Source organism: Kluyvera cryocrescens NBRC 102467, from assembly GCF_001571285.1.
Lineage (GTDB): Bacteria > Pseudomonadota > Gammaproteobacteria > Enterobacterales > Enterobacteriaceae > Kluyvera > Kluyvera cryocrescens.
The window spans coordinates 21,848-43,891 of the sequence record NZ_BCTM01000026.1 but is presented as its reverse complement, the minus strand read 5'-3'; the positions used below and the strand labels follow the sequence as shown (position 1 = coordinate 43,891).

At 55.7% G+C, this 22,044-nt stretch carries 19 protein-coding genes; 12 read left to right on the top strand and 7 right to left on the bottom strand.

From position 1 onward, the window contains the following. Positions 1-194: 194 nt before the first annotated feature. Both KCR01S_RS17770 and malI read left to right on the top strand, forming a co-directional pair. Positions 195-1,694, top strand: coding sequence for a PTS transporter subunit EIIC (locus KCR01S_RS17770; protein WP_052284233.1), 1,500 nt, complete (start codon positions 195-197; stop codon positions 1,692-1,694). A gap of 89 nt (positions 1,695-1,783) precedes the next feature. Further along, positions 1,784-2,800 carry a Mal regulon transcriptional regulator MalI gene (malI, locus tag KCR01S_RS17765; RefSeq protein ID WP_061284424.1) on the top strand — a complete coding sequence of 339 codons (1,017 nt, stop codon included), beginning with the start codon at positions 1,784-1,786 and terminating at the stop codon, positions 2,798-2,800. Here malI and KCR01S_RS17760 read toward each other — a convergent pair. Next, positions 2,781-3,680: a LysR family transcriptional regulator gene (locus tag KCR01S_RS17760; protein WP_061284423.1), complete on the bottom strand. Its 900-nt coding sequence runs from the start codon at positions 3,678-3,680 to the stop codon at positions 2,781-2,783. The two genes, malI and KCR01S_RS17760, sit on opposite strands and share 20 nt — an antisense overlap. Positions 3,681-3,768: 88 nt before the next feature. Here KCR01S_RS17760 and KCR01S_RS17755 point away from each other — a divergent pair, with 88 nt between their 5' ends. Then, complete coding sequence (locus KCR01S_RS17755) at positions 3,769-4,140, top strand: carboxymuconolactone decarboxylase family protein (protein WP_061284422.1); 372 nt, start codon at positions 3,769-3,771, stop codon at positions 4,138-4,140. Between the two features lie 53 nt (positions 4,141-4,193). On the opposite strand, the gene KCR01S_RS17750 is transcribed toward KCR01S_RS17755, so the two are convergent. Both KCR01S_RS17750 and metB read right to left on the bottom strand, forming a co-directional pair. Next, a complete protein-coding gene (locus tag KCR01S_RS17750; protein ID WP_061284421.1) occupies positions 4,194-6,626 on the bottom strand; it encodes a bifunctional aspartate kinase/homoserine dehydrogenase II in 2,433 nt (810 codons plus the stop codon). A 2-nt stretch (positions 6,627-6,628) separates the two neighbouring features. Beyond that, complete coding sequence (gene metB, locus KCR01S_RS17745) at positions 6,629-7,789, bottom strand: cystathionine gamma-synthase (protein ID WP_061284420.1); 1,161 nt, start codon at positions 7,787-7,789, stop codon at positions 6,629-6,631. Positions 7,790-8,048: 259 nt separating this feature from the next. Here metB and metJ point away from each other — a divergent pair, with 259 nt between their 5' ends. Then, positions 8,049-8,366 carry a met regulon transcriptional regulator MetJ gene (gene metJ / locus KCR01S_RS17740; RefSeq protein WP_052284227.1) on the top strand — a complete coding sequence of 106 codons (318 nt, stop codon included), beginning with the start codon at positions 8,049-8,051 and terminating at the stop codon, positions 8,364-8,366. 57 nt (positions 8,367-8,423) lie between these two features. Here the strand turns inward: metJ and KCR01S_RS17735 are convergent, their stop codons facing one another. Genes KCR01S_RS17735 through KCR01S_RS17725 form a run of 3 tightly spaced genes read right to left on the bottom strand, consistent with a single transcriptional unit; the run spans position 8,424 to position 12,077 of the window. Further along, positions 8,424-9,368 (bottom strand): aminoimidazole riboside kinase, encoded by a 945-nt coding sequence (locus KCR01S_RS17735; RefSeq protein ID WP_061284419.1) that lies wholly within the window; start codon positions 9,366-9,368, stop codon positions 8,424-8,426. 15 nt (positions 9,369-9,383) lie between these two features. Next, positions 9,384-10,820, bottom strand: a complete 1,437-nt coding sequence (locus KCR01S_RS17730) for a glycoside hydrolase family 32 protein (protein WP_061284418.1) — start codon at positions 10,818-10,820, stop codon at positions 9,384-9,386. 15 nt (positions 10,821-10,835) lie between these two features. Then, entirely contained in the window at positions 10,836-12,077 is a 1,242-nt protein-coding gene (locus KCR01S_RS17725; protein WP_061284445.1) for an MFS transporter, read from the bottom strand. A gap of 230 nt (positions 12,078-12,307) precedes the next feature. Here KCR01S_RS17725 and KCR01S_RS17720 point away from each other — a divergent pair, with 230 nt between their 5' ends. Then, complete coding sequence (locus tag KCR01S_RS17720) at positions 12,308-13,303, top strand: LacI family DNA-binding transcriptional regulator (protein WP_061284417.1); 996 nt, start codon at positions 12,308-12,310, stop codon at positions 13,301-13,303. A 289-nt stretch (positions 13,304-13,592) separates the two neighbouring features. On the opposite strand, the gene rpmE is transcribed toward KCR01S_RS17720, so the two are convergent. Further along, on the bottom strand, positions 13,593-13,805 hold the full coding sequence (gene rpmE / locus KCR01S_RS17715) for a 50S ribosomal protein L31 (RefSeq protein WP_061284416.1): 213 nt from the start codon (positions 13,803-13,805) through the stop codon (positions 13,593-13,595). Positions 13,806-14,001: 196 nt separating this feature from the next. Between rpmE and priA the strand changes: the two genes are divergently transcribed. The 7 genes from priA to rraA all read left to right on the top strand — a co-directional run bounded on the left by priA (position 14,002) and on the right by rraA (position 21,978). Beyond that, entirely contained in the window at positions 14,002-16,200 is a 2,199-nt protein-coding gene (gene priA, locus KCR01S_RS17710) for a primosomal protein N' (protein WP_061284415.1), read from the top strand. 150 nt (positions 16,201-16,350) lie between these two features. Beyond that, on the top strand, positions 16,351-17,373 hold the full coding sequence (gene cytR / locus KCR01S_RS17705) for a DNA-binding transcriptional regulator CytR (RefSeq protein WP_061284414.1): 1,023 nt from the start codon (positions 16,351-16,353) through the stop codon (positions 17,371-17,373). A 98-nt stretch (positions 17,374-17,471) separates the two neighbouring features. Then, positions 17,472-18,440, top strand: a complete 969-nt coding sequence (gene ftsN, locus KCR01S_RS17700; protein WP_061284413.1) for a cell division protein FtsN — start codon at positions 17,472-17,474, stop codon at positions 18,438-18,440. A 92-nt stretch (positions 18,441-18,532) separates the two neighbouring features. Then, positions 18,533-19,063, top strand: a complete 531-nt coding sequence (gene hslV / locus KCR01S_RS17695) for an ATP-dependent protease subunit HslV (protein ID WP_052284220.1) — start codon at positions 18,533-18,535, stop codon at positions 19,061-19,063. 9 nt (positions 19,064-19,072) lie between these two features. Beyond that, entirely contained in the window at positions 19,073-20,404 is a 1,332-nt protein-coding gene (gene hslU, locus KCR01S_RS17690; RefSeq protein WP_061284412.1) for an HslU--HslV peptidase ATPase subunit, read from the top strand. A gap of 69 nt (positions 20,405-20,473) precedes the next feature. After that, positions 20,474-21,400 (top strand): 1,4-dihydroxy-2-naphthoate polyprenyltransferase, encoded by a 927-nt coding sequence (gene menA, locus KCR01S_RS17685; protein ID WP_061284411.1) that lies wholly within the window; start codon positions 20,474-20,476, stop codon positions 21,398-21,400. Positions 21,401-21,492: 92 nt separating this feature from the next. Continuing rightward, complete coding sequence (gene rraA, locus KCR01S_RS17680; protein ID WP_052284217.1) at positions 21,493-21,978, top strand: ribonuclease E activity regulator RraA; 486 nt, start codon at positions 21,493-21,495, stop codon at positions 21,976-21,978. The last annotated feature ends 66 nt before the right edge of the window (positions 21,979-22,044 follow it).

The window sequence follows — 22,044 nt, the reverse complement described above, 5'->3', positions numbered from 1 at the left end:
ACTTTTTATACGCAATTAAAATTGCGATGTACATCGCATATTTCTTAAACATCGTAGGTCTAAACCAAAATTCTATTGCAGACGTTAATGGGTTGTTTCACGATAAGTAGAACGTTCTACTAAAACGTTATACTCACTATAAACAGGGTTAAGAAAAGCACGCACGAAGAGGCGGCTATTCGGGGGAAATCAGTATGAGTCTGATATCGAGTGTTATTAAATCGCTTTCTAAACTGTCGATGATTGGTCGCGCGCTGATGCTGCCGATCTCGCTGCTGCCGGCAGCCGGTCTGCTTCTGGCGTTTGGGGATAAATTCCACCTGCCGCTGATGATGAACGCAGGCGGGATTATCTTTGATAACCTGCCAATGCTGTTTGCCATCGGCTCCGCCGTCGGCCTGGCTTCAGAGTCCGGTATTGCGGCGCTGTCAGCGGCCGTTTCCGTTTTTGTTACCAACATCACCATCAGTACGGTTCTGAGCATTACTCCCGAAATGGCGGGGCAAGGCGGAAAATACGCCATGGTGGTGGGGATCCCAACCCTGCAAATGGGCGTTTTTGGCGGCCTGATCTGCGGTATTCTCGCCGCCTGGTGCTATAACCGTTTCCACAAAATGCAGTTGCCGGAATTCCTGGGTTTCTTTTCCGGCAAGCGCTTTGTCGCCATCGCTACCGCCCTGCTGTCGTTTGTCCTTGGGCTGATTCTGCCGTACATCTGGCAGCATATTCAGGCGGGGATCGACGCGCTGTCCGTGATTATCAACGGCGATAATCAGGCTGCGTCGACCTTTATTTTCGGGCTGGTAGAGCGCGCGCTGATCCCGCTAGGGCTGCACCATATCTGGTACCCGTCGTTCTGGTACTCATTTGGCGATTACACCACCCACGCAGGCCAGGTCATTCATGGCGACCAGACTATCTGGTTCAAAATGCTGGAAGAGGGAGTGAAATCCTTTAGCAGCGATACTTACCAGGATGCCGGCAAGTTCATGCAGGGTGAATTCCCGCTGATGCTGTTTGCGCTGCCTGCCGCCTGCCTGGCGATGTACCACGAAGCGCACACGAAGAATAAGAAAATCGCTGCCGGCATTTTGTTCTCCGCTGCGCTGACCTGCTTCCTGACCGGGATCACCGAGCCGGTCGAATTCACCTTTATCTTCGTGGCACCGATTCTCTACGTCTTTAACGCCATCATGGCCGGTCTCTCCTACATGGTGATGTATCTGCTGCATGCGCACATCGCCAAGTCGTTCTCCGCCGGGCTTATCGACTACATCTCATTTGGTATTCTGCCGTCGTTTAACGGTTATCAGACCAACTTCCTCAACGCCATTATCGTTGGCGTGCCGATGGGGCTGATTTACTACTTCACCTTCCGCTTTGTGATCCGCCGTTTTGATGTCAAAACGCCGGGCCGCACGGAAACCACGGTGACCGCCAACGACAAAAGCGATACCGAGCTGGCAACCGATATCATTGGCCTGCTGGGCGGCGAGCAAAATATTGCGTCCGTGGGATCCTGCATTACCCGACTGCGCCTTGAAGTTGAAGACAAAAAGGCCGTGGATAAGGATGGCCTCAACAATATCGGCGCACGCGGCGTTGTTTTCGTCGGCGATAACGGTATTCAGGTGATATTTGGCGCGCGAGCGCAATTTATCGCGCAAACCATGTCGACGATGATTGGCAAATAATCATAAGATTGTCAGCGGTTGGAGGTTCCCGTCCCTGATGGGAACCTCCTTGTTTTCTGTGGATTAGTGAGACTGCTCAGGGAGCGATTTTGAAGAAAGTCAGCATTATTGATGTCGCCAAAAAGGCCGGTGTCTCGGTTTCTACCGTGTCGCTGGTCCTTCGCCAGAAAGGAAAAATCTCCGATGCGACTATCGAAAAAGTGCAGGCTGCCATCAATGAGCTGGGCTATGTTCACAACATTGCCGCCGCTAACCTTCGCGCTAACACCTCCAATCTGATTGGCCTGATTCTAAGAGACTTTAGCGACAGCTTTTCCATCAAAGTGATGGCGAGCATTGTTCAGGAACTGGAATCGCAGGGCTTTATGGTCTTTCTTGGTCAACCGCTCAATGAGCATGAACATCTTGAACGCTGCCTACTGTCGTTTAAGCAGCAGGGCGTTGCGGGGGTTATCTATCTGGCGTCGGATGTAAACCGCGACACGCTTCCCGCGCAAATTCGCCAGTGCCCATTGCCGTTGGTTGTGGTGTCACAATCGCCGATCAAAGAGGCCTGCAACCTGGTGCTGCGCGATAACCAGCAGGCGGCAAGCCTGGCCACGCGCTATCTTATCGAACGCGGGCATCGTTACATCGCTTACCTCGGTGGACAGGGTAACAACCTGATTCGCCAGCAGCGACTGGAGGGATTTCGTAACACCCTCACCCGCTACGGCATTACGCCGCGTGAAGAATTTACCCCTGCCTGCGGCGATGATACACATGCCGCCAGTCTCGCGACGCGTCAGCTGTTGGAAAACAATAACGCCATCACCGCCGTGCTGTGCCATTCGCCGGATGCAATGATCGGCTGCATTGATGGAATTCATAAAGTCGGTCGTACCGTGGGGAAAGACGTGTTTCTGACCCAACAGGTGGCGCTGATTGGCTTTGAGGATATGCTGCATATCAATCTCACCTCACCGGCGTTTAGCTATGTCTCCTCGGCCAGCGAAGAGACCGGCCGCCAGGCAGCAACGCTGATGATCCGTAAGCTCAAAGAACCCATGCTGCAAAATCAATCCATCACGCTATCCGGACAACTGGTTACGCGCGAGTCGGCTTAAAAGATTCGGCCAACCAGCCCAGCCGCCCTTCATTTTCGGCCGGCATGACAAGCCCCAAACCGACGCTCAGCGTTTCATCCCGCAGTGGGCGGAAAACCACTCCCTGCCGTTGAATAGCGGAAAATGAAGCAGGGAACAGGCTGAGGCCGTCACCACGGGCAATGCGCGCCAGCAGGATGTCATGTTCCAGCGGCTCTTCAATACAGGTTGGTGCATAGCCCGCGCGACGGAAAATATCCCGCGTATAGTCAAAAAAGGCAGGGTTACGCTCACGCTTAAACCAAAACAGCGGCCGCGCATTCAGCTCGCTGAGCGCCAGCGACGCCGCCTCGGCCTCCGGCCAGTGAGCAGGCAGCGCGGCGATTAGCGGTTCATGCAGGGGCAATGGAACAACGCTTAAACCTGAGGTTTCCAGCGGCAGCGCCACCAGCGCCGCGTCCAGCTTCCCCCGCCGTATCAGGCGGATCAGTTCCGGCGAGCCATGACGCACAATATTCAAGACCTCAACCTGCTCGACAAGATGCTGCTCCAGAGCCGTAAACACGCCCAGCTCAAAGGCCGTGGTTAGCCCCAAACGCAGCGATGACGCGCCGTTCTGCGCGAGCCTGCCGAGCGCCGCGTAGGTTTTTTCCTGCTGCGCTAGCAGCGGGCGGACGATCTCCAGCACCCGTAGCCCTTCGTCGGTCAGAGTCAGCCCTTTAGTATGGCGAACAAATAGCGTCAGCCCCAGCCGCTCTTCAAGCTGGCGAATATGGCGGCTGAGCGGAGGCTGCGACATAAACAGTCGCTGCGCCGCGCGGCTCATGTTGTTCTCCTCCGCCACCACGGCAAAGTAGCGCAGCAGGCGAATATCCAGAGAGTGAAGTGCGGAAGTTGTCATACCGAAAAGGTATCACGAAATCGGTATTATCCAAATCTATCTGCGCGCCCTATCCTCACGCCATCCCCCCTATCACGAGGAACGAACCATGCCTTCAGAACGCTTTATTACCGGCCAGAAAATGCTGCAACAGGTTGATGGCAAAGGCGGCGATGCGGTCGTCGAAAGCTTAAAAGATATTGCCCCAGACTTTGCGCGCTATCTGCTGGAGTTCCCTTTTGGCGATATCTATGCGCGTCCTGGCCTGGACTTACGCAGCCGGGAAATCGCCACCGTCGCCGCGCTTACCGCGCTGGGTAACGCCACACCGCAGCTCAAGGTGCATATTGCCGCCGCGCTGCACGTTGGGTTGACCGAGGAGGAGATTATCGAAGTGATCATGCAGATGGCGGTGTACGCCGGATTCCCGGCCGCATTGAATGGCCTGTTTGCGGCGAAAGAGGTGTTCGCAAAGCAGTAGAAACGGCTTATCCGGCCTGCGAATAATACGCGGGCCGGATAAGAAGAGGGAGCTTACAGCAGTTGCGCCAGACGGTTGATATCCGACTGAATAGCCCCGGCGGTCACGTCGCGTCCGGCGCCCGGCCCGCGGATCACCAACGGGTTATCGCGATACCAGCGGCTTTCGATGGCAAACACGTTATCGCACGGCAGCAGTGCCGCCAGCGGATGCTCCTGACGCACCGCTTCCACGCCAACGCGCGCTTTGCCGTTGGCGTCAAAACGCGCCACGTAGCGCAGCACCAGCCCCATTTCCTGAGCCGCTTCCAGACGCTGAATCATCTGCTCATTGAGCTCATCACCGTTTTCAAAGAAATGGTCAATGGACCCCCCTTCGCAGTGTGCAGGGACTAACGACTCAACGCGTACCTGATCCGGTTCGATGTCATAGCCCGCTTCGCGCGCCAGGATCACCAGCTTACGCATCACGTCTTTCCCGGACAGGTCAACGCGCGGATCCGGTTCGGTTAACCCCTGCTGCCACGCCTGATCGACCAAATCGGTAAACGGCACGGTGCCATCAAACTGCAGGAACAGCCAGGAGAGCGTCCCGGAGAAAATCCCGCTAATGGCCAGAATGCTATCGCCGCTGTCGATCAGATCGCGCACGGTATGGTTAACCGGCAGACCCGCACCGACGGTCGCGTTATATAGCCAATGGCGCCCAGTCTTCTCAAAGGCATCGTGAATTTGGCGGTATTTATCGCTGCTGCTGGCACCGGCCAGCTTGTTGGCGCTGATCACGTGGAAACCGTGGCTGGCGAAATCCAGATATTGATCGGCCAATTGCTCGCTGGCGGTAATATCCAGCACCACTAAATCATCATACGGGTGGGCGCGCATCCACAGGAATAATGATTCTTCATCCTGTTCAACCGCCTCATCGTCGAAGAAGGCCAGCGCGCGGCTGGCATCTAGCCCTTCGTAGCTCAGCAGGCTGCGGCGGCTATCCACCACGCCCGCCAGCACAAATTCAAAACCGGTACGCGCCGAGAGCGTACCCTGCTCGCGAGCAAATAGCTCCAGCCAGCGGGAACCAATGTTGCCTTTACCAAACAGCACCAGACCAATGCGTTTTTCCGCGCGGAACAGCGACTGATGCAGCCCCTGAATCAGACTCTCTGTCGGGCCCGCACGCAGAACGGCAACGAGGCTGATCCCCTCTTCCGACTGCCAGGTAAACTCAACCGGCTGGCCTTTTAGCTGCTGCCAGAAACGGTGGCAGTGCAGCGGGTTACGCGTCACGCCCGCCCCCACCATCGCCACCAGCGCCAGCCCCTGGCGCAGACGCAGTTCACCCGGCAGACCGGCTTCATCGAGAATTCGCAGCGCACTGTCGGCCACTTCTGAGGTATAGCAGAACTGCAGCAGGCGGTGGTCGGCATGAATTCCCACCGCTAGCGGACGGATCTGCGCGCGCTTAAGCAACTGATCAATTTCTTTATGCGCAAGTTTAAAATCCTGGCTGCCTGGAACGCGAAACTCAATCAGGCAAACGTCGTCGTGACTGGTGACAATACGGGCGCCGGTGCCGGAAGCCAGCACGCGTTCAATGCGCGTTGAGCCCTGATCGGGGGTGTAGCTACAGCGTAATTGCAGGTCGATATCGCTGCCGGAAACCGGCTGTAGCGTGCGGGTATGCAGTACCGGTGCCGCCAGACGCGCCAGCTCGCTGGCTTCGTCCAGACGCAGCAGCGGCAGCAGACAGGCATCTTTGACTTTACGCGGGTCGGCGCTGTAAACACCGGCGACGTCGCTCCAGATGGTAACCCGGGAGACGCCCGCCAGCGCACCAATTTGCGTAGCCGAGTAGTCCGAACCGTTACGCCCCAGCAGCACGGTTTCACCGGCGTTGTTGCGGCTGATAAAACCGGTCACCACCAGGCGTTTGCCCGGATGCTGGGCCATCAGCTGTTGCAGCAGCGGATAGGATAACCCCTCATCGACCTGCGGCTGCGCGCTGCGTTCGGCGCGTAAAAAGGCGCGCGCGTCGAGCCATGCGGCGTCGAGCCCCTGTAGCTTGAGCACTTCCGCCATCAGACGGGCCGACCACAGTTCACCGTGGCCGACCACTTCCGCATACACGGCATCATTGACGCCAGCATCCAGAAGGCCCGCCAGGCGCTCGAGGTCGTGGATAAAATCAGCAATCATGCCGTCGGCAATGTCAGCGGGCAGCAGGCCGCTAATCAGGTCCGACTGATAGCGGCGCAGCGTCTGCTGAACCTGATGCGCAGAGAGGCGATCGGTCTGGCTGAGCTTCAGCCAGTTAATCAGCTGGTTGGTGGTGCTACCGGCGGCGGAAACCACCATCATATCGCCGGGCTGCGAGTACTCGGCCATAATACCGGCAACGCGCAGGTAACACTTCACATCCGCCAGACTACTCCCACCAAATTTATGCAGCTGGCGTTCTTTCGCCCCTGCCTGCGCAATCACACTCATGTTTACCCCTCGGCTGCAATCCGGAATCCATTTTCCAGATCGGCAATTAAGTCTTCACTATCTTCAATACCGGTTGAGATACGCAATAGCGTCTCAGAAATCCCTGCGGCGGCGCGCGCTTCTGGCGCCATACCGGCATGGGTCATGGTCGCCGCGTGAGAGATAAGACTCTCCACGCCACCCAGCGATTCCGCCAGCGTGAACAGCGACAGTCCGCTCAGGAAACGACGCAGCGTTTGCTCATCGCCGCCGAGCTCAAAGCTCAGCATCGCACCAAAGCCTTTTTGCTGACGCGCGGCAATTTCATGTCCCTGGTTTTCCGGCAGGGATGGATGATACAGCTTTTTCACCAGCGGCTGTGTTTTCAGGAAGTCGACAATGGCATAGGCGTTACGCTGAGCCACTTCCATACGTGGAGAAAGCGTGCGCAGACCTCGCAGCAGCAGGTAGCTGTCAAAGGCGCTACCGGTGACGCCGATATTATTCGCCCACCATGCCAGTTCTGTGACGGTATCAGGATCTTTTGCAATCACCACGCCGGCCACCACATCGGAGTGTCCGTTCAGGTATTTGGTGCAGGAGTGCAGCACCAGGTCCGCACCTAACGCCAATGGATTCTGCAACGCCGGGCTCAGGAAGGTGTTATCCACCACGCTCACGGCACCGGCTTCACGCGCCAGCTTGCAGATTTTGGCAATATCCACCACGCGCAGCAGCGGGTTGCTTGGGCTTTCCACCAGTACCAGCTTCGGCTTTTCCGCCAGCGCGGCTTTCAGCGCGTCTTCATTGCCCTGATCGACAAACAATACGCGATAGCAGCCACGTTTTGCCAGGCTATCAAACAGACGATAGCTGCCGCCGTAACAATCGTGCGGCGCCACCAGCAGATCGCCCGGCTTGAGGAACACGGTGGTCACCAGATGAATCGCCGACATCCCCGTATTGGTCATCACGGCGCCTGCGCCACCTTCCAGCTCGGCCAGCGCCCGCTGAACCACATCACGCGTCGGGTTACCGCGACGAGAGTAGTCATGCGCACGCGGCTCATTAAAACCGGTAAAGTTGTAGGTGCTGGAAAGATGAATAGGCGGGACAACACAACCGTACTGCTCGTCGTCATTTAAACCGCTACGCACTGCTATGGTGGCCTGTTTACGGGTCATGAGGATTCGTTCCTGGCAAGGTCTGTGAAAAGTCAGACCCCAGAGTAAACATAGTTTACATAGCCGTCAATACATCTAGACTTCTAAACTTCTTTGCGTATAGATTGAGCTATCGGCAAATAGCCGTTAAAATTATATGCATTAGCGCACATCTGCGAAGGCTTAACTCGTGCCAGAACGGGGCCTGTACGGTAAACTGCGCGCGATCATGGTCGTGAACCGGCCTGTTAACTAATGACTAGAGGATTAAAGGTATCTCATGGCTGAATGGAGCGGCGAATATATCAGCCCATACGCTGAGCACGGTAAGAAGAGTGAGCAAGTAAAAAAAATTACGGTTTCCATTCCTCTGAAGGTGTTGAAGATCCTCACCGATGAACGCACGCGTCGTCAGGTTAACAACCTGCGTCACGCCACCAACAGCGAACTGCTGTGTGAAGCGTTCCTGCATGCATTTACCGGTCAACCATTGCCTAACGATGAAGACCTGCGTAAAGAGCGCAGCGATGAAATTCCAGAAGCGGCGAAACTGATTATGCGTGAGCTGGGGATTGACCCGGAGACGTGGGAGTATTAATCCCATAAAAGCCGGGAAGCGCCTGCGTTTCCCGGCTTTTTCGTTTTCAGGATGAGATTATTTTATCTCATACTCCGGTAGCGACCGTTCACCGATGAACTGCGCCACCGTTTCGTTATCCTGTACCGCCGTCAGCGCACCTTTCTGCGTTGTCGCCATCGCTCCGCAGGCGCTCGCCTGTGCCATCAGATGATGCAGTTGAGCGAAATCCTCTGGCAGCCCATCTTGTGCAACTCCCGACAGCAGCCCCGCCATAAAGGCATCGCCGGCCCCAGTCGTATCGACGCTTTCCACCACATAGCCATAAAAATGCACCACCTGCCCTTGCCAAAGCACCATCGCACCTTGCGCGCCGTAGGTGATCACTTTCAGCCGGGCGGGATACGCGGCAATCGCCGTCATCGCCTGACCGAAATCCTGCGTCCCGGTAAGCCAGTACCACTCCTCCTCCGAGAGCTTAAGAATATCGGCCTGCAGAGCAAACTGGTGTACCGTCGACAGCATGATCTGCGGCTCTGGCCACATCTGTGCCCGCAAATTAACATCAAAGCTCAGCAGCCCCTGCTGCCGTTTAACACGCACAATCGCCTCCGCCAGCGTCTCCCGGCACACGGGCGCCACCAGCGCCAGCGAGCAGCAGTGCAAAATGTCGGCCCCAAAAGCCGGCAGTGCCTGTTGCGACAGAAACTGATCGGCCGATGGGCTCACCAGAAAGGTAAAGTTCCGCTCACCGTCCAGGCCCAGCGAAACCACAACGGTGCTGGTGCGATGCTGACTATCCCGCTCCATGGTTTGGGTATTGACGCCATAGGCGGCTAACGTCTGCTGTAACAGTTGGCCAAAGGGATCGTCCCCCACTCGACCAATGAAACCGCTTTGACACCCCAAACGCGCTGCCCCTACGGCTACGTTCAGCGGCGCGCCGCCGGGGCACACTTCATACTGATTCCCGGATACAGGCAGCAGATCGGCCACCGCATCACCTAATGCCCAGATATTCATCGCTGTTGTTCCTCGTTATTTATCCAAAGGCCAGTAACCACCTGAACTCAGCGTTGCATCGCCATTGTTGGCAAACATCAAGAGCTGACGCTGCGCCTCTTGTGGATAGATGCGGCTGCTAAGGCAGGACTCCCCCTCATTAACAAAGACCTCAACGGAGGAGCGGTCGATAAAAATCCGCAATGCAAGACGATCGGCGGCAGGCAGCGGCACGCTGCGGCTCCCCTCCAGCAGTAGCTGAGGGTAGCAGCGCTCCAGAACCAACCGCTGAGCCTGCGCATCAACATAGATTCGTAGGCCCTCCCCCAGCGCGATGCCATAGCTTTCGGCAGTTGCGCTATTCATATCCCACACCAAATCCAGCTCAATCGCCTCAGCATCACCGACAATTGGCGAAGATTGGTTCTTTAAATGCTGCGCCAGTAACGGATAGTAACTGCCGCGCAGCGTTGCCACTTCTTCCGCGGGCGTCATTCTTAAACGGTTGTCGGCACCCAGGCGAATTTCACGCGGTAAAGAGAGCATTCCCGCCCAGCCATCGCGTTGCTCCGGCATCGGCGATTCCCACATATCCAGCCACCCCATCACAATCCGTCGGCCATCCGGCGTCAGGAAGCTTTGCGGCGCATAGAAATCATGGCCGTGATCCATTTCGATAAATTCACCTTCAGGCACAAACGGCTGTCCAGGCTGCCAATCGCCAATCAAATAGCCGCTCTGGAAAAGATTACGGTTGCGATAGCCTTCTGCCGCCATTCCCTGCGGCGAGAACATCAGCACCCGCTTACCGTCGAGCATGAAGAAGTCCGGGCATTCCCACATAAAGCCCATCCCCTCTTGCGCTTCGGCGAGGATCCCTTCGTCCTGCCACTCCCGGAGATCGCGGGAACGATACAGACGAACCTGACCGGTATCGCCAACCCGTGAGCCGACAACCAGGTACCAATCATTCCCTTCGCGCCAGACCTTCGGATCGCGGAAATGGTGCAAGCCTGCTGGGGTGTCAATGATCTGCCCCTGGCGTTCAAAGTGAATACCGTCCCGGCTGGTCGCCAGACACTGCACCTGATAGAGATTGTCATCGCTGCCTGGATCGCCATGAAATTTATGCCCGGTGTAGATCAGCGCGAGCGTATCACCATCCACGACCGCCGAACCGGAGAAGCAACCGTCTTTGTCTTCCGGCCCTTCGGGTGCCAGCGCAACTGGCAAATGCTCCCAGTGCACCAGATCCTGACTTCGGGCATGCCCCCAGTGCATCGGCCCCCATTTTGTTGAATAGGGATGATGTTGATAAAACGCGTGGTACCAGCCGTCAAACCATACCAACCCGTTGGGATCATTCATCCATCCCGCCCGGGGTGCGAGGTGATAGCGCGGATACCAGCGCGGATTCAGCGCCGCGCGCCGGGTCTGTAGTTCCTGTTCAGCTTTGGCAATTGAGAAGGTCATTGTCGTTACTCTTTTTCAGACAGCAGAAGACTGCGGCAGCAGCGTGGCAGAAGCGGGCTTACTGGCGCGTAAAAGGAAAATGGAGATAAAGGTGGTGCAGAACACCAGCGCCCCCATGAACAGATAGGATTCAGCAAAGCCATATTTTTCATAGCTATAGCCTGCGAGCGGCGACAGTACGGTGGCAATCACCGAACTGGTGCAGGCAAACCCCACCAGATACAGCGTGGATGAGAGCCGCTTATCAAAATGGGCGCTGTTGTATTTGAAAATGGAAACCAGCAGCACCGGCAACTCAACGCCGTGCAGCAGTTTGGTTATCGAGATAAGCACTGGCCCTTCCACCAGCCCGGACGCCACCATGCGCAGCGCCATCACCATGCCGGCGAAAATCAGCCCATTTTTAGCGCCAATCCGATTAACCAGCCACGGCGCACAGAACATTCCCGCCGCTTCCAGGAATACCTGGAATGAGTTGAGGTAACCGTACATGGCGTTGCCTTCCTGCAACGTTGGGAACTGAGAGGAGAAATAGACGGGGAATTGCTGATCGTAAACGCTATAAATACAGGTACCGACCACGAAAAATACCAGTGCCCAAAAGCGCGGCAGCACCAGCAGTCGCAGTGCGTCTTCCAGCTTCACTTTGCCGCCAGACTCTTCGGCGACCCGACTTTGTTCATCGCTTGTCACGCGCAGGCGCACCATCAACAAGAAGAAAACCAGCCCTGAGCAGGTCGCGACCGCGAAGTTAAGCTTGGGGTTGATGTTGAAAAGCAGGCCGGCAAAAAAGGTGGCGACCGCCCACCCCAGCGAGCCCCACATCCGCGCTTTACCAAACTCAAAGTGGGTCTGTCGCGCAACGCGCTCGGTGTACGACTCCAGTACGCCGATCCCACCATTGAAGGTCAACCCGATGTAAATGCCACCAAAGATACTGCCGAGCAGGATATTTTGTTTGAGCAGATAGCCAAAGAGCAGAAACGCAGGCCCCGAGAGAATCAGCAAAACGGTGATGTACCAGAGCAGATTTTTACGCAGACCAAGCCGGTCCTGAATGAAGCCGTAACAAATTTGGGCAAACAACGCTGACACCGACAGTACGGCATAAATAATCCCGGTATCGCCGGGCTTCAGCCCGACCTCCTGATGGAGCCAGATAGACAGCAGTGAGCCGGAAGAGGACCAGGTGACAAAAAAGAAAAACAGCAAAGCACTGAGTATCAGGTAACTGCGGGGTTGATGTTCTTTCATCATGGCAATCTCATCGTGGATTAACGCCACAATGGTAACGTTAACAAAAAACATAACTCATACGATTTTGCTGCGATATCTGATGTTAATCACAAAAGTTAACGTTAACATAATAAAAGTAAGATCATGATCAACTATTTGATACCATGCCAACGGCATAGAGTGCGCTAGAATAGCGCGCAATCCTTTAACATCAGTGAGTTAGTTGTTTAGCGGCAACGGTGGAGTAAAAAATGGCATCCTTGAAAGATGTGGCAAAGCTGGCGAACGTCTCACTCATGACGGTTTCCCGCGCCCTGAACAGCCCGGAACAACTCAAGCCGGAAACGCTGGCGCGCGTCCAGTCTGCCATTGCCCAAACCAACTACGTCCCCGATCTGTCGGCGAAGAAAATTCGTGGCGCACATGACACGGCAAAAACCATCGGCGTGCTGGCATTAGATACGGTGACCACGCCGTTTTCCGTCGAGATTACGCTTTCTATTGAGGAAACAGCGCGGGCCCACGGCTGGAATAGCTTCGTGGTGAATATGTTTTCTGACGATAAACCAGAAGCAATTGTCGATCTGCTGCTATCGCACCGTCCCGGCGGGATTATTTACACCACCATGGGGCTTCGCCAGGTGCCGGTTCCCGACAAACTGATGACACTACCGTGCGTACTGGCAAACTGTGAAAGCCTGCACCATCCGGTTGCGAGCTATATTCCCGACGACGAGCAAGGACAGTACGCGGCGGTCACCGGCCTATTAGCTGCTGGATACAAGCGCCCGCTGTGTCTGCATCTGCCGCAAAATCATTTGGCAACCCTTCGCCGCCGTCGCGGGCTGGAACGCGCCTGTCGGGAAGCAGACATTAACCCGAACGCGCTGACGCATGTCTATATGGAACACGGTGATGAACACTATCGCGATATTCCCGCCCGTGTTCTGGAACAAATTATTCAGGGCAAACCGCTGTTTGACTCAATAATCTGCGGCAACGACCGCATCGCATTTATGGTTTATCAGACGCTGCTGGCGCAAGGGTTACGTATCCCTGAAGATGTGGCGGTGCTTGGCTACGACAATATGGTGGGCATTGGCGATCTATTTCTGCCACCGCTCTCAACGGTGCAGCTTCCCCACTACGAAATTGGCCGTCTCAGCGCGCTGCATATTATCAACGGCGACAAACACCGGGACACCGTACGCGTGTATAGCCCGTGGATATGCGGAAAATCGATATAAAAAAACCGCTTAGGTAAGCGGTTTTCTGGAATTATTTGCGTCTTAGAAGCGCGTGACTTCCGGATGCAGCTCAGACATAGAGATCAGGTAGGAAACAAAAACGTTTTTGATTGCGGTCAGCATAGTCACACCTTTACCCATAGTTATTTTGAGGTCATTTGATGGGCAAATAATAAGCTTATCGACGGTGCTGCGCAATAATTTTGTGACGCCTATCACAAAAAATAGCTGATGAGGCAAAACGCAGAGACAAAAAAAGCGCCCTGAGGCGCTTTTTTCGCTTGGCAACTTACTTGCTGCCTGGGATGTTGAAGCGCTTGTTGAAGCGGTCAACACGGCCACCGGTAGCAACATCACGCTGCTTGCCAGTGTAGAACGGGTGGCATTTACCGCACACGTCCAGGTTCAGGTCGTGACCTACGGTAGAGCGGATTTTCATGATGTTACCGCAAGAGCAAGATGCAGTAATTTCTTCGTATTTCGGGTGAATATCTTTTTTCATGGGGAAAACCTCGGTTAAGGCCGCGTCGCTCTTCCAGCCCTAACGCCAGACACCACGCGATGTTAATAGTATATTTCCTGATGCCAAAATGCATCAAAGGCGGCGAATCATACAGAATTTGACCAGTAGATGCAAACTGATCCGCACTCCTACAATGTGTATACTGTCTCGCCAGATTTCAAGTCAGGAAGAAAACATGCCCGTTGCTCACGTTGCCCTGCCTGTTCCACTGCCCCGCACATTCGACTACCTGCTGCCTGATAATTTCAGTGCCAAAGCGGGCTGCCGCGTGCGCGTGCCGTTTGGCAAACAACAAGAGCGCGTGGGTATCGTGGTGGCGGTCAGCGAAAAAAGCGAACTGCCGCGCGATGAGCTCAAAGCCGTTATCGAGGTTCTGGACGATGAACCGGTGTTTTCCTCCGCCGTCTGGCGCCTGCTACTGTGGGCGGCGGACTATTATCACCATCCCATTGGCGATGTGCTGTTTCACGCGCTGCCGATTTTACTGCGTCAAGGAAAGCCCGCCAGCGCCACGCCCCAGTGGTTCTGGTTTGCCACCGAACAGGGGCTGGCCGTCGATATCAACACTCTGAAGCGCTCGCCAAAGCAGCAACAAGCGCTGGCGGCGCTGCGCCAGGGGAAAATCTGGCGTCATCAGGTTGCGGAACTGGCGTTCAACGAAAGCGCCATGCAGTCTTTGCGTACCAAAGGGTACTGTGAGCTTGGCAGTCTTGCACCGGAAGCCGTCGACTGGCGGACCACCTATTCCGTACCGGGCGAACGGCTGCGGCTGAATACCGAACAGGCGACTGCGGTGGGCGCTATCCACAGCGCCTCTGATGAATTCTCGGCCTGGCTGCTGGAAGGGGTCACCGGCTCGGGAAAAACCGAAGTCTATCTAAGCGTGCTGGAGAACGTGCTGGCCCAGGGCAAGCAGGCGCTAGTGATGGTGCCGGAAATCGGCCTGACGCCGCAAACCATCGCTCGCTTTCGCGAGCGTTTTAACGCCCCGGTCGAAGTGCTGCACTCCGGACTGAATGACAGCGAACGCCTTGCCGCCTGGCTAAAAGCCAAAAATGATGAAGCAGCGATTGTTATCGGCACTCGGTCCTCACTGTTCACGCCGTTTAAAAATCTCGGCGTCATCGTCATCGATGAAGAGCACGACAGCTCGTATAAGCAGCAGGAAGGCTGGCGCTATCATGCGCGCGATCTCGCCGTATGGCGCGCTCACAGCGAGCAAATCCCTATTATTTTGGGCTCCGCCACCCCTGCGCTTGAGACACTGCTTAACGCACGTCAACATAAATACCGCATGCTGCGCTTAACGCGCCGCGCGGGCAATGCGCGTCCGGCGACTCAGCACGTACTCGATCTGAAAGGCCAGCATTTACAGGCCGGGCTTTCCCCGGCGCTGATTAACCGTATGCGTCAGCATCTGCAGGCTGATAATCAGGTCATTCTCTTTCTGAATCGCCGTGGATTCGCTCCGACGCTGCTGTGCCACGACTGCGGCTGGATTGCGGAATGCCCGCGCTGCGACAGCTACTACACGCTGCACCAGGCACAGCATCATCTACGCTGCCATCACTGCGACAGCCAGCGCCCTATTCCACGCCAGTGCCCGTCCTGCGGCTCAACGCACATGGTGCCGGTTGGCCTGGGGACAGAACAGCTTGAACAGGCGCTGGCACCGATGTTCCCCGGCGTACCGCTGTCGCGTATTGACCGCGACACCACCAGTCGGAAAGGGGCATTAGAGCAGCATCTGGCGGAAGTGCATCGCGGCGGCGCGCGCATTCTGATTGGCACCCAAATGCTGGCAAAAGGGCACCACTTCCCCGACGTCACGCTGGTTGCGCTGTTGGACGTCGACGGCGCGCTCTTCTCTGCCGATTTCCGTTCGGCAGAACGCTTTGCTCAGCTGTATACCCAGGTCTCCGGCCGCGCCGGCCGTGCGGGTAAACAGGGCGAAGTGGTCTTGCAAACCCACCATCCGGACCATCCGCTGCTGCAAACGTTGTTGTACAAAGGTTATGACGCCTTTGCCGAGCAAGCGCTGGCGGAACGTCAGACCATGCAGTTGCCGCCGTACACCAGCCACGTACTGATTCGTGCCGAAGACCACAACAGCCAACAGGCACCGCTGTTCTTACAGCAGCTACGCAATCTGATTCAGGCCAGTCCCCTCGCAGACGATAAGCTGTGGGTGCTTGGCCCGGTACCAGCACTGGCACCAAAGCGCGGTGGCCGTTACCGCTGGCAGATCCTGTTACAGCACCCTTCACGGGTGCGCCTACAGCACATCGTCACCGGCACGCTGGCGCTCATCAATACGCTCCCGGAAGCCCGTAAGGTGAAGTGGGTTCTCGACGTCGACCCTATCGAAGGTTAACGCAGAGTTGAGAGCGGGATCGTGAAATAAAACAATCATCACACTTTTGATGAAAATTCTGTAACAGATCCCCCTAACTATCTGATAAAAGTGTGTCAGATGTCAGGTCACACAGGACGTGCCTGCGCCAGTGAGTGAGGAGAGAATCAGGTGAAGGCTAAAAAACCGGTTGTTGCCGCAACCATGAAAGATGTTGCCCTACAAGCGAATGTCTCTACGGCAACCGTATCTCGTGCATTAATGAATCCCGAAAAAGTCTCGCAAGCGACGCGTAATCGCGTTGAGCAGGCGGCGCTGGAGGTGGGGTATCTCCCGCAGCTGCAGGGACGTAACATGAAGCGCAATGAATCGCGCACTATTCTGGTCATCGTGCCGGATATCTGCGATCCCTTCTTTAGCGAAGTGATCCGTGGGATCGAAGTCACCGCGGCAGCCCAGGGCTATCTGGTACTGATTGGCGACTGTGCGCATCAGAATCAGCAGGAAAAAACCTTCATTGATTTAATCATCACCAAGCAGATTGACGGCATGCTGTTGCTGGGCTCTCGTCTGCCGTTCGATGCCAGCATCGAAGAACAGCGCAATCTGCCGCCAATGGTGATGGCGAACGAATTTGCCCCCGAGCTGGGTCTCCCGACGGTACATATCGACAACCTCACTGCTTCATTCGACGCCGTCAACTATCTGCACGAGTTGGGGCATCAGCGCATCGGCTGTATTGCCGGGCCAGAAGAGATGCCGCTGTGCCATTATCGTCTGCAGGGATACGTGCAGGCGCTGCGCCGCTGCGGTATTACCGTTGACCCTCACTACATTGCGCGCGGTAACTTCACCTTTGAAGCCGGATCTACCGCACTAGAGCAGCTGCTTGCCTTACCGCAGCCGCCAACTGCCGTCTTCTGCCACAGCGATATTATGGCGCTCGGCGCGCTCTCCTACGCCAAACGCAGGGGGCTAAAAATCCCGGACGATCTGTCCATTATCGGATTCGATAACATTTCACTGGCGGAGTTTTGTGACCCACCGCTGACGACCGTTTCTCAGCCACGCTTTGATATTGGCCGGGAAGCCATGCTGCTGCTGCTGAACCAGCTCAGTGGCCAGGTTGTTGATAGCGGTTCGCGTCTACTGGATTGCGAACTGATAATCCGCGGCAGCACAAGTAAAATTTGATGCAAAGCCGGGCGCTTTAGGACTTGCGTGTCTGGTCAAAGCCCCGCCGCTTAAGTAACATGTCGGGCTAACTAACGGAAAAAGACAGCGAAACGATAGTGGCACAACGAGACTATGTACGCCGCAGCCAGCAGGCACCTTCGCGGCGAAAGAACGGCGCTTCACGGAATACACGGAAAAAGCAGAATAACTTTCCGGCGGTCTCTCCTGCCATGGTGGCGATTGCGGCTGCGGTAGTGGTCGCGTTTATCGGCGGTTTGTACTTCATCACGCATCACAAAAAAGAAGAGTCCGAGTCGCTGCAGAACCGCCAGATTGCGGGGAATGGTCTGCCACCCAAACCGGAAGAACGCTGGCGTTACATCAAAGAGCTGGAAAGCCGCCAGCCGGGTGTCCGTGCGCCAACTGAACCGTCTGCCGGCGGGGAAGTGATCAATCCTAATCAGCTCACCGATGAACAGCGCCAGCTGCTGGCTCAAATGCAGGCGGATATGCGCCAGCAGCCAACGCAGCTGACTGAAGTGCCGTGGAATGAGCAGACCCCAGCGCAGCGTCAGCAGACGCTACAGCGCCAGCGTCTGGCTCAACAGCAGGTTCAGCAACAGCAGCAGTGGACGCAAACGCAACCGGTGCAGCAGCCGCAAACGCGTGCCGCTCAGCCGGTCCAGCAGCCGCGTCAAACGCAGACTCAGCAACCACCTCGCTCCACGGCGGCAAACTCTGCCTATCAGGATCTGCTGCAAACGCCTGCGCATACCACGGCCACACAGCCAAAAACGCAGGCCGCCGCGCCGGTGGTGCGTGAAACGACGCCACCAAAAGCGACGGAGAAAAAAGATGAGCGTCGCTGGATGGTACAGTGTGGTTCCTTTAAAGGCGCCGAGCAGGCAGAAACCGTCCGTGCACAGCTGGCCTTTGAAGGGTTTGATTCCAAAATCACCACCAATAACGGCTGGAATCGCGTGGTTATCGGCCCAGTCAAAGGCAAGGACAACGCCGACAGCACCATCGCACGTTTGAAGATGGCCGGTCACGCAAACTGCATTAGGCTCGCCTCTGGGGGTTGAAACCCCCAAAATCCCCCCCATCTATAATTACATTCTGCCCCGTACGCGGTACGGGGCCTCTCTATTCGTATTTGCAACAAAGGGGTCTGCTCGTGACAACAATAGTAAGTGTTCGCCGTAACGGCCACGTTGTAATTGCCGGTGATGGCCAGGCCACGCTGGGCAATACCGTCATGAAGGGCAACGTGAAAAAAGTTCGTCGTCTGTATAACGACAAAGTGATCGCCGGCTTTGCGGGCGGTACTGCGGACGCCTTCACGCTGTTCGAACTGTTTGAACGTAAACTGGAAATGCACCAGGGGCATCTGGTGAAGGCCGCGGTTGAGCTGGCGAAAGACTGGCGTACCGACCGTATGCTTCGCAAGCTGGAAGCGCTGCTGGCGGTCGCGGATGAAACCGCCTCGCTCATCATCACCGGTAACGGTGACGTTGTGCAGCCGGAAAATGACCTGATTGCTATCGGTTCCGGCGGCCCGTATGCCCAGGCTGCAGCCCGTGCTCTGCTGGAAAACACCGAGCTGAGCGCGCGTGAAATTGCTGAAAAAGCGTTGAATATTGCAGGCGATATCTGCATTTATACCAACCATTTCCACACTATCGAAGAATTACCGTCTAAGGCGTAAGGATCTCCCATGTCTGAAATGACCCCACGCGAAATTGTCAGCGAGCTGAACAAACACATCATCGGTCAGGACGCGGCTAAGCGTTCCGTGGCTATCGCCTTACGTAACCGCTGGCGCCGTATGCAGCTCGACGAAGAGCTGCGCCACGAAGTGACGCCAAAAAATATTCTGATGATCGGTCCAACCGGCGTCGGTAAAACCGAAATCGCCCGTCGTCTGGCCAAACTGGCCAACGCACCGTTCATCAAGGTTGAAGCCACCAAGTTCACCGAAGTGGGCTATGTGGGGAAAGAAGTCGATTCCATCATTCGCGATCTGACCGACTCGGCGATCAAAATGGTGCGCGTGCAGTCCATCGAGAAAAACCGCTACCGTGCCGAAGAAATGGCCGAAGAGCGTATTCTCGACGTACTGATCCCGCCGGCTAAAAATAACTGGGGCCAGGCTGAACAGCAGTCTGAACCTTCTGCAGCACGCCAGGCGTTCCGTAAAAAACTGCGCGAAGGCCAGTTGGATGACAAAGAGATTGAAATCGATCTCGCTGCCGCGCCAATGGGCGTAGAAATCATGTCTCCTCCGGGCATGGAAGAGATGACCAGCCAGCTGCAGTCCATGTTCCAGAACCTGGGCGGCCAGAAGCAGAAACCACGTAAGCTGAAAATCAAAGATGCCATGAAGCTACTGGTGGAAGAAGAAGCGGCGAAGCTGGTTAACCCAGAAGAACTTAAGCAAGACGCTATCGAAGCGGTTGAACAGCACGGTATCGTGTTCATCGATGAGATCGATAAAATCTGTAAGCGCGGCGAATCCTCCGGCCCAGATGTCTCTCGTGAAGGCGTACAGCGTGACCTGCTGCCGCTGGTTGAAGGCTGCACCGTTTCGACCAAACACGGTATGGTGAAAACTGACCACATTCTGTTTATCGCGTCTGGTGCATTCCAGGTGGCGAAACCGTCCGATCTGATCCCAGAACTGCAGGGTCGTCTGCCGATTCGCGTTGAGCTGCAGGCGCTGACCACCAGCGATTTCGAGCGCATTCTGACTGAGCCAAATGCATCTGTGACCGTACAGTACAAAGCGCTGATGGCGACCGAAGGCGTGAATATCGAATTCACAGAATCCGGTATCAAACGTATCGCCGAGGCCGCATGGCAGGTTAACGAAACCACCGAAAACATCGGTGCGCGTCGTCTGCATACCGTTCTGGAGCGCCTGATGGAAGATATCTCCTATGACGCCAGCGATCTGAACGGCCAAAGCATCACAATTGATGCGGAATACGTGAGCAAACATCTGGATGCATTAGTCGCAGATGAAGATCTGAGCCGTTTTATCCTATAATCGCGTTCACTGCATTTTCATCTTTAATTGATGGGGCTGAAAAGCCCCATTTTTATTGGCTGATAACTAATGACAAATACACCTGTAAGCCGCACTCAGGCCTGGCTGGAAAGTCTGCGCCCGAAAACATTACCCTTGGCCTGTGCCGCGATTATCGTGGGCACCGCACTCGCCTGGTGGCAGGGACATTTTGATCCCATCGTCGCCGTGCTGTCGTTGATTACCGCCAGCCTGCTGCAAATCCTCTCCAACCTCGCCAATGACTACGGTGATGCGGTGAAAGGTAGCGACAAACCGGACCGTATTGGGCCGCTGCGCGGGATGCAAAAAGGGGTGATTACCCAAGAACAGATGAAACGCGCGCTGATCGTAACCGTCGCGCTCATTTGTCTCTTTGGCCTGGCACTGCTGTTTACCGCCTACCAGACGCTGGGTGATTTTATCGGCTTCCTGGTGCTGGGACTGCTGGCGATCGTTGCCGCCATTACCTACACCGTCGGTACGCGTCCTTACGGCTATATTGGCCTCGGCGACGTTTCGGTACTGATTTTCTTCGGCTGGCTAAGCGTCATTGGCAGCTGGTATTTACAGGCACACAGTCTGAGCAGCGCGATTATCCTGCCCGCAACCGCCTGCGGCCTGCTGGCCACAGCGGTGCTCAATATCAACAATCTGCGCGATATCGACAGCGACCGTGAGAACGGTAAAAACACGTTGGCCGTTCGCCTGGGGCCACTTAACGCCCGTCGTTATCACGTGTGCCTGTTGATGGGAACGTTGGTTTGTCTGGCGCTGTTTAACCTGATTTCGCTACACAGCCCGTGGGGCTGGCTGTTCGTGTTGAGCGCCCCGCTGCTGGTGAAACAGGCGCGCTACGTCATGCGCGAGCGCTCGCCGCAGGCGATGCCGCCGATGCTGGAACGAACGGTAAAAGGCGCGTTATTAACTAACTTGCTGTTCGTCATCGGTATTGTGCTGAGCAAGGCGTTGGCTTAACTGACAAATATCAATTAACAATTGATGATTTTGCCAACAATGCGTAGAGCGCGATATACTAAAATCACTCGCAGCAACTGAGCGTTAATCCTATGAAATACGATACTTCCGAGCTTTGCGACATCTACCAGGAAGATGTCAACGTCGTGGAACCCCTGTTCTCCAACTTTGGCGGACGGTTGTCGTTCGGTGGGCAAATCATCACCGTAAAATGTTTCGAGGATAACGGGTTGCTGTACGATCTGCTCGAACAGAACGGCCGGGGCCGCATTCTGCTGGTCGACGGCGGCGGTTCTGTCCGTCGCGCACTGATCGACGCCGACCTCGCCCGCCTCGCGACTCAGAATGAGTGGGAAGGCATTGTGGTTTACGGTGCGGTACGTCAGGTCGATGATTTAGAAGAGCTGGATATCGGCATTCAGGCGATTGCCGCCATTCCGGTAGGCTCTGCCGGTGAAGGCATTGGCGAAAGCGACGTTCGCGTCAACTTCGGCGGCGTGACCTTCTTCTCCGGCGACCATCTCTACGCCGATAATACCGGGATTATCCTGTCGGAAGACCCGCTGGATATCGAATAAGCCCCACAAAAAAGCCTTCTCATTGAGAAGGCTTTTTTTTCGTCCATTCGTTGCCCGTTTCCGGGC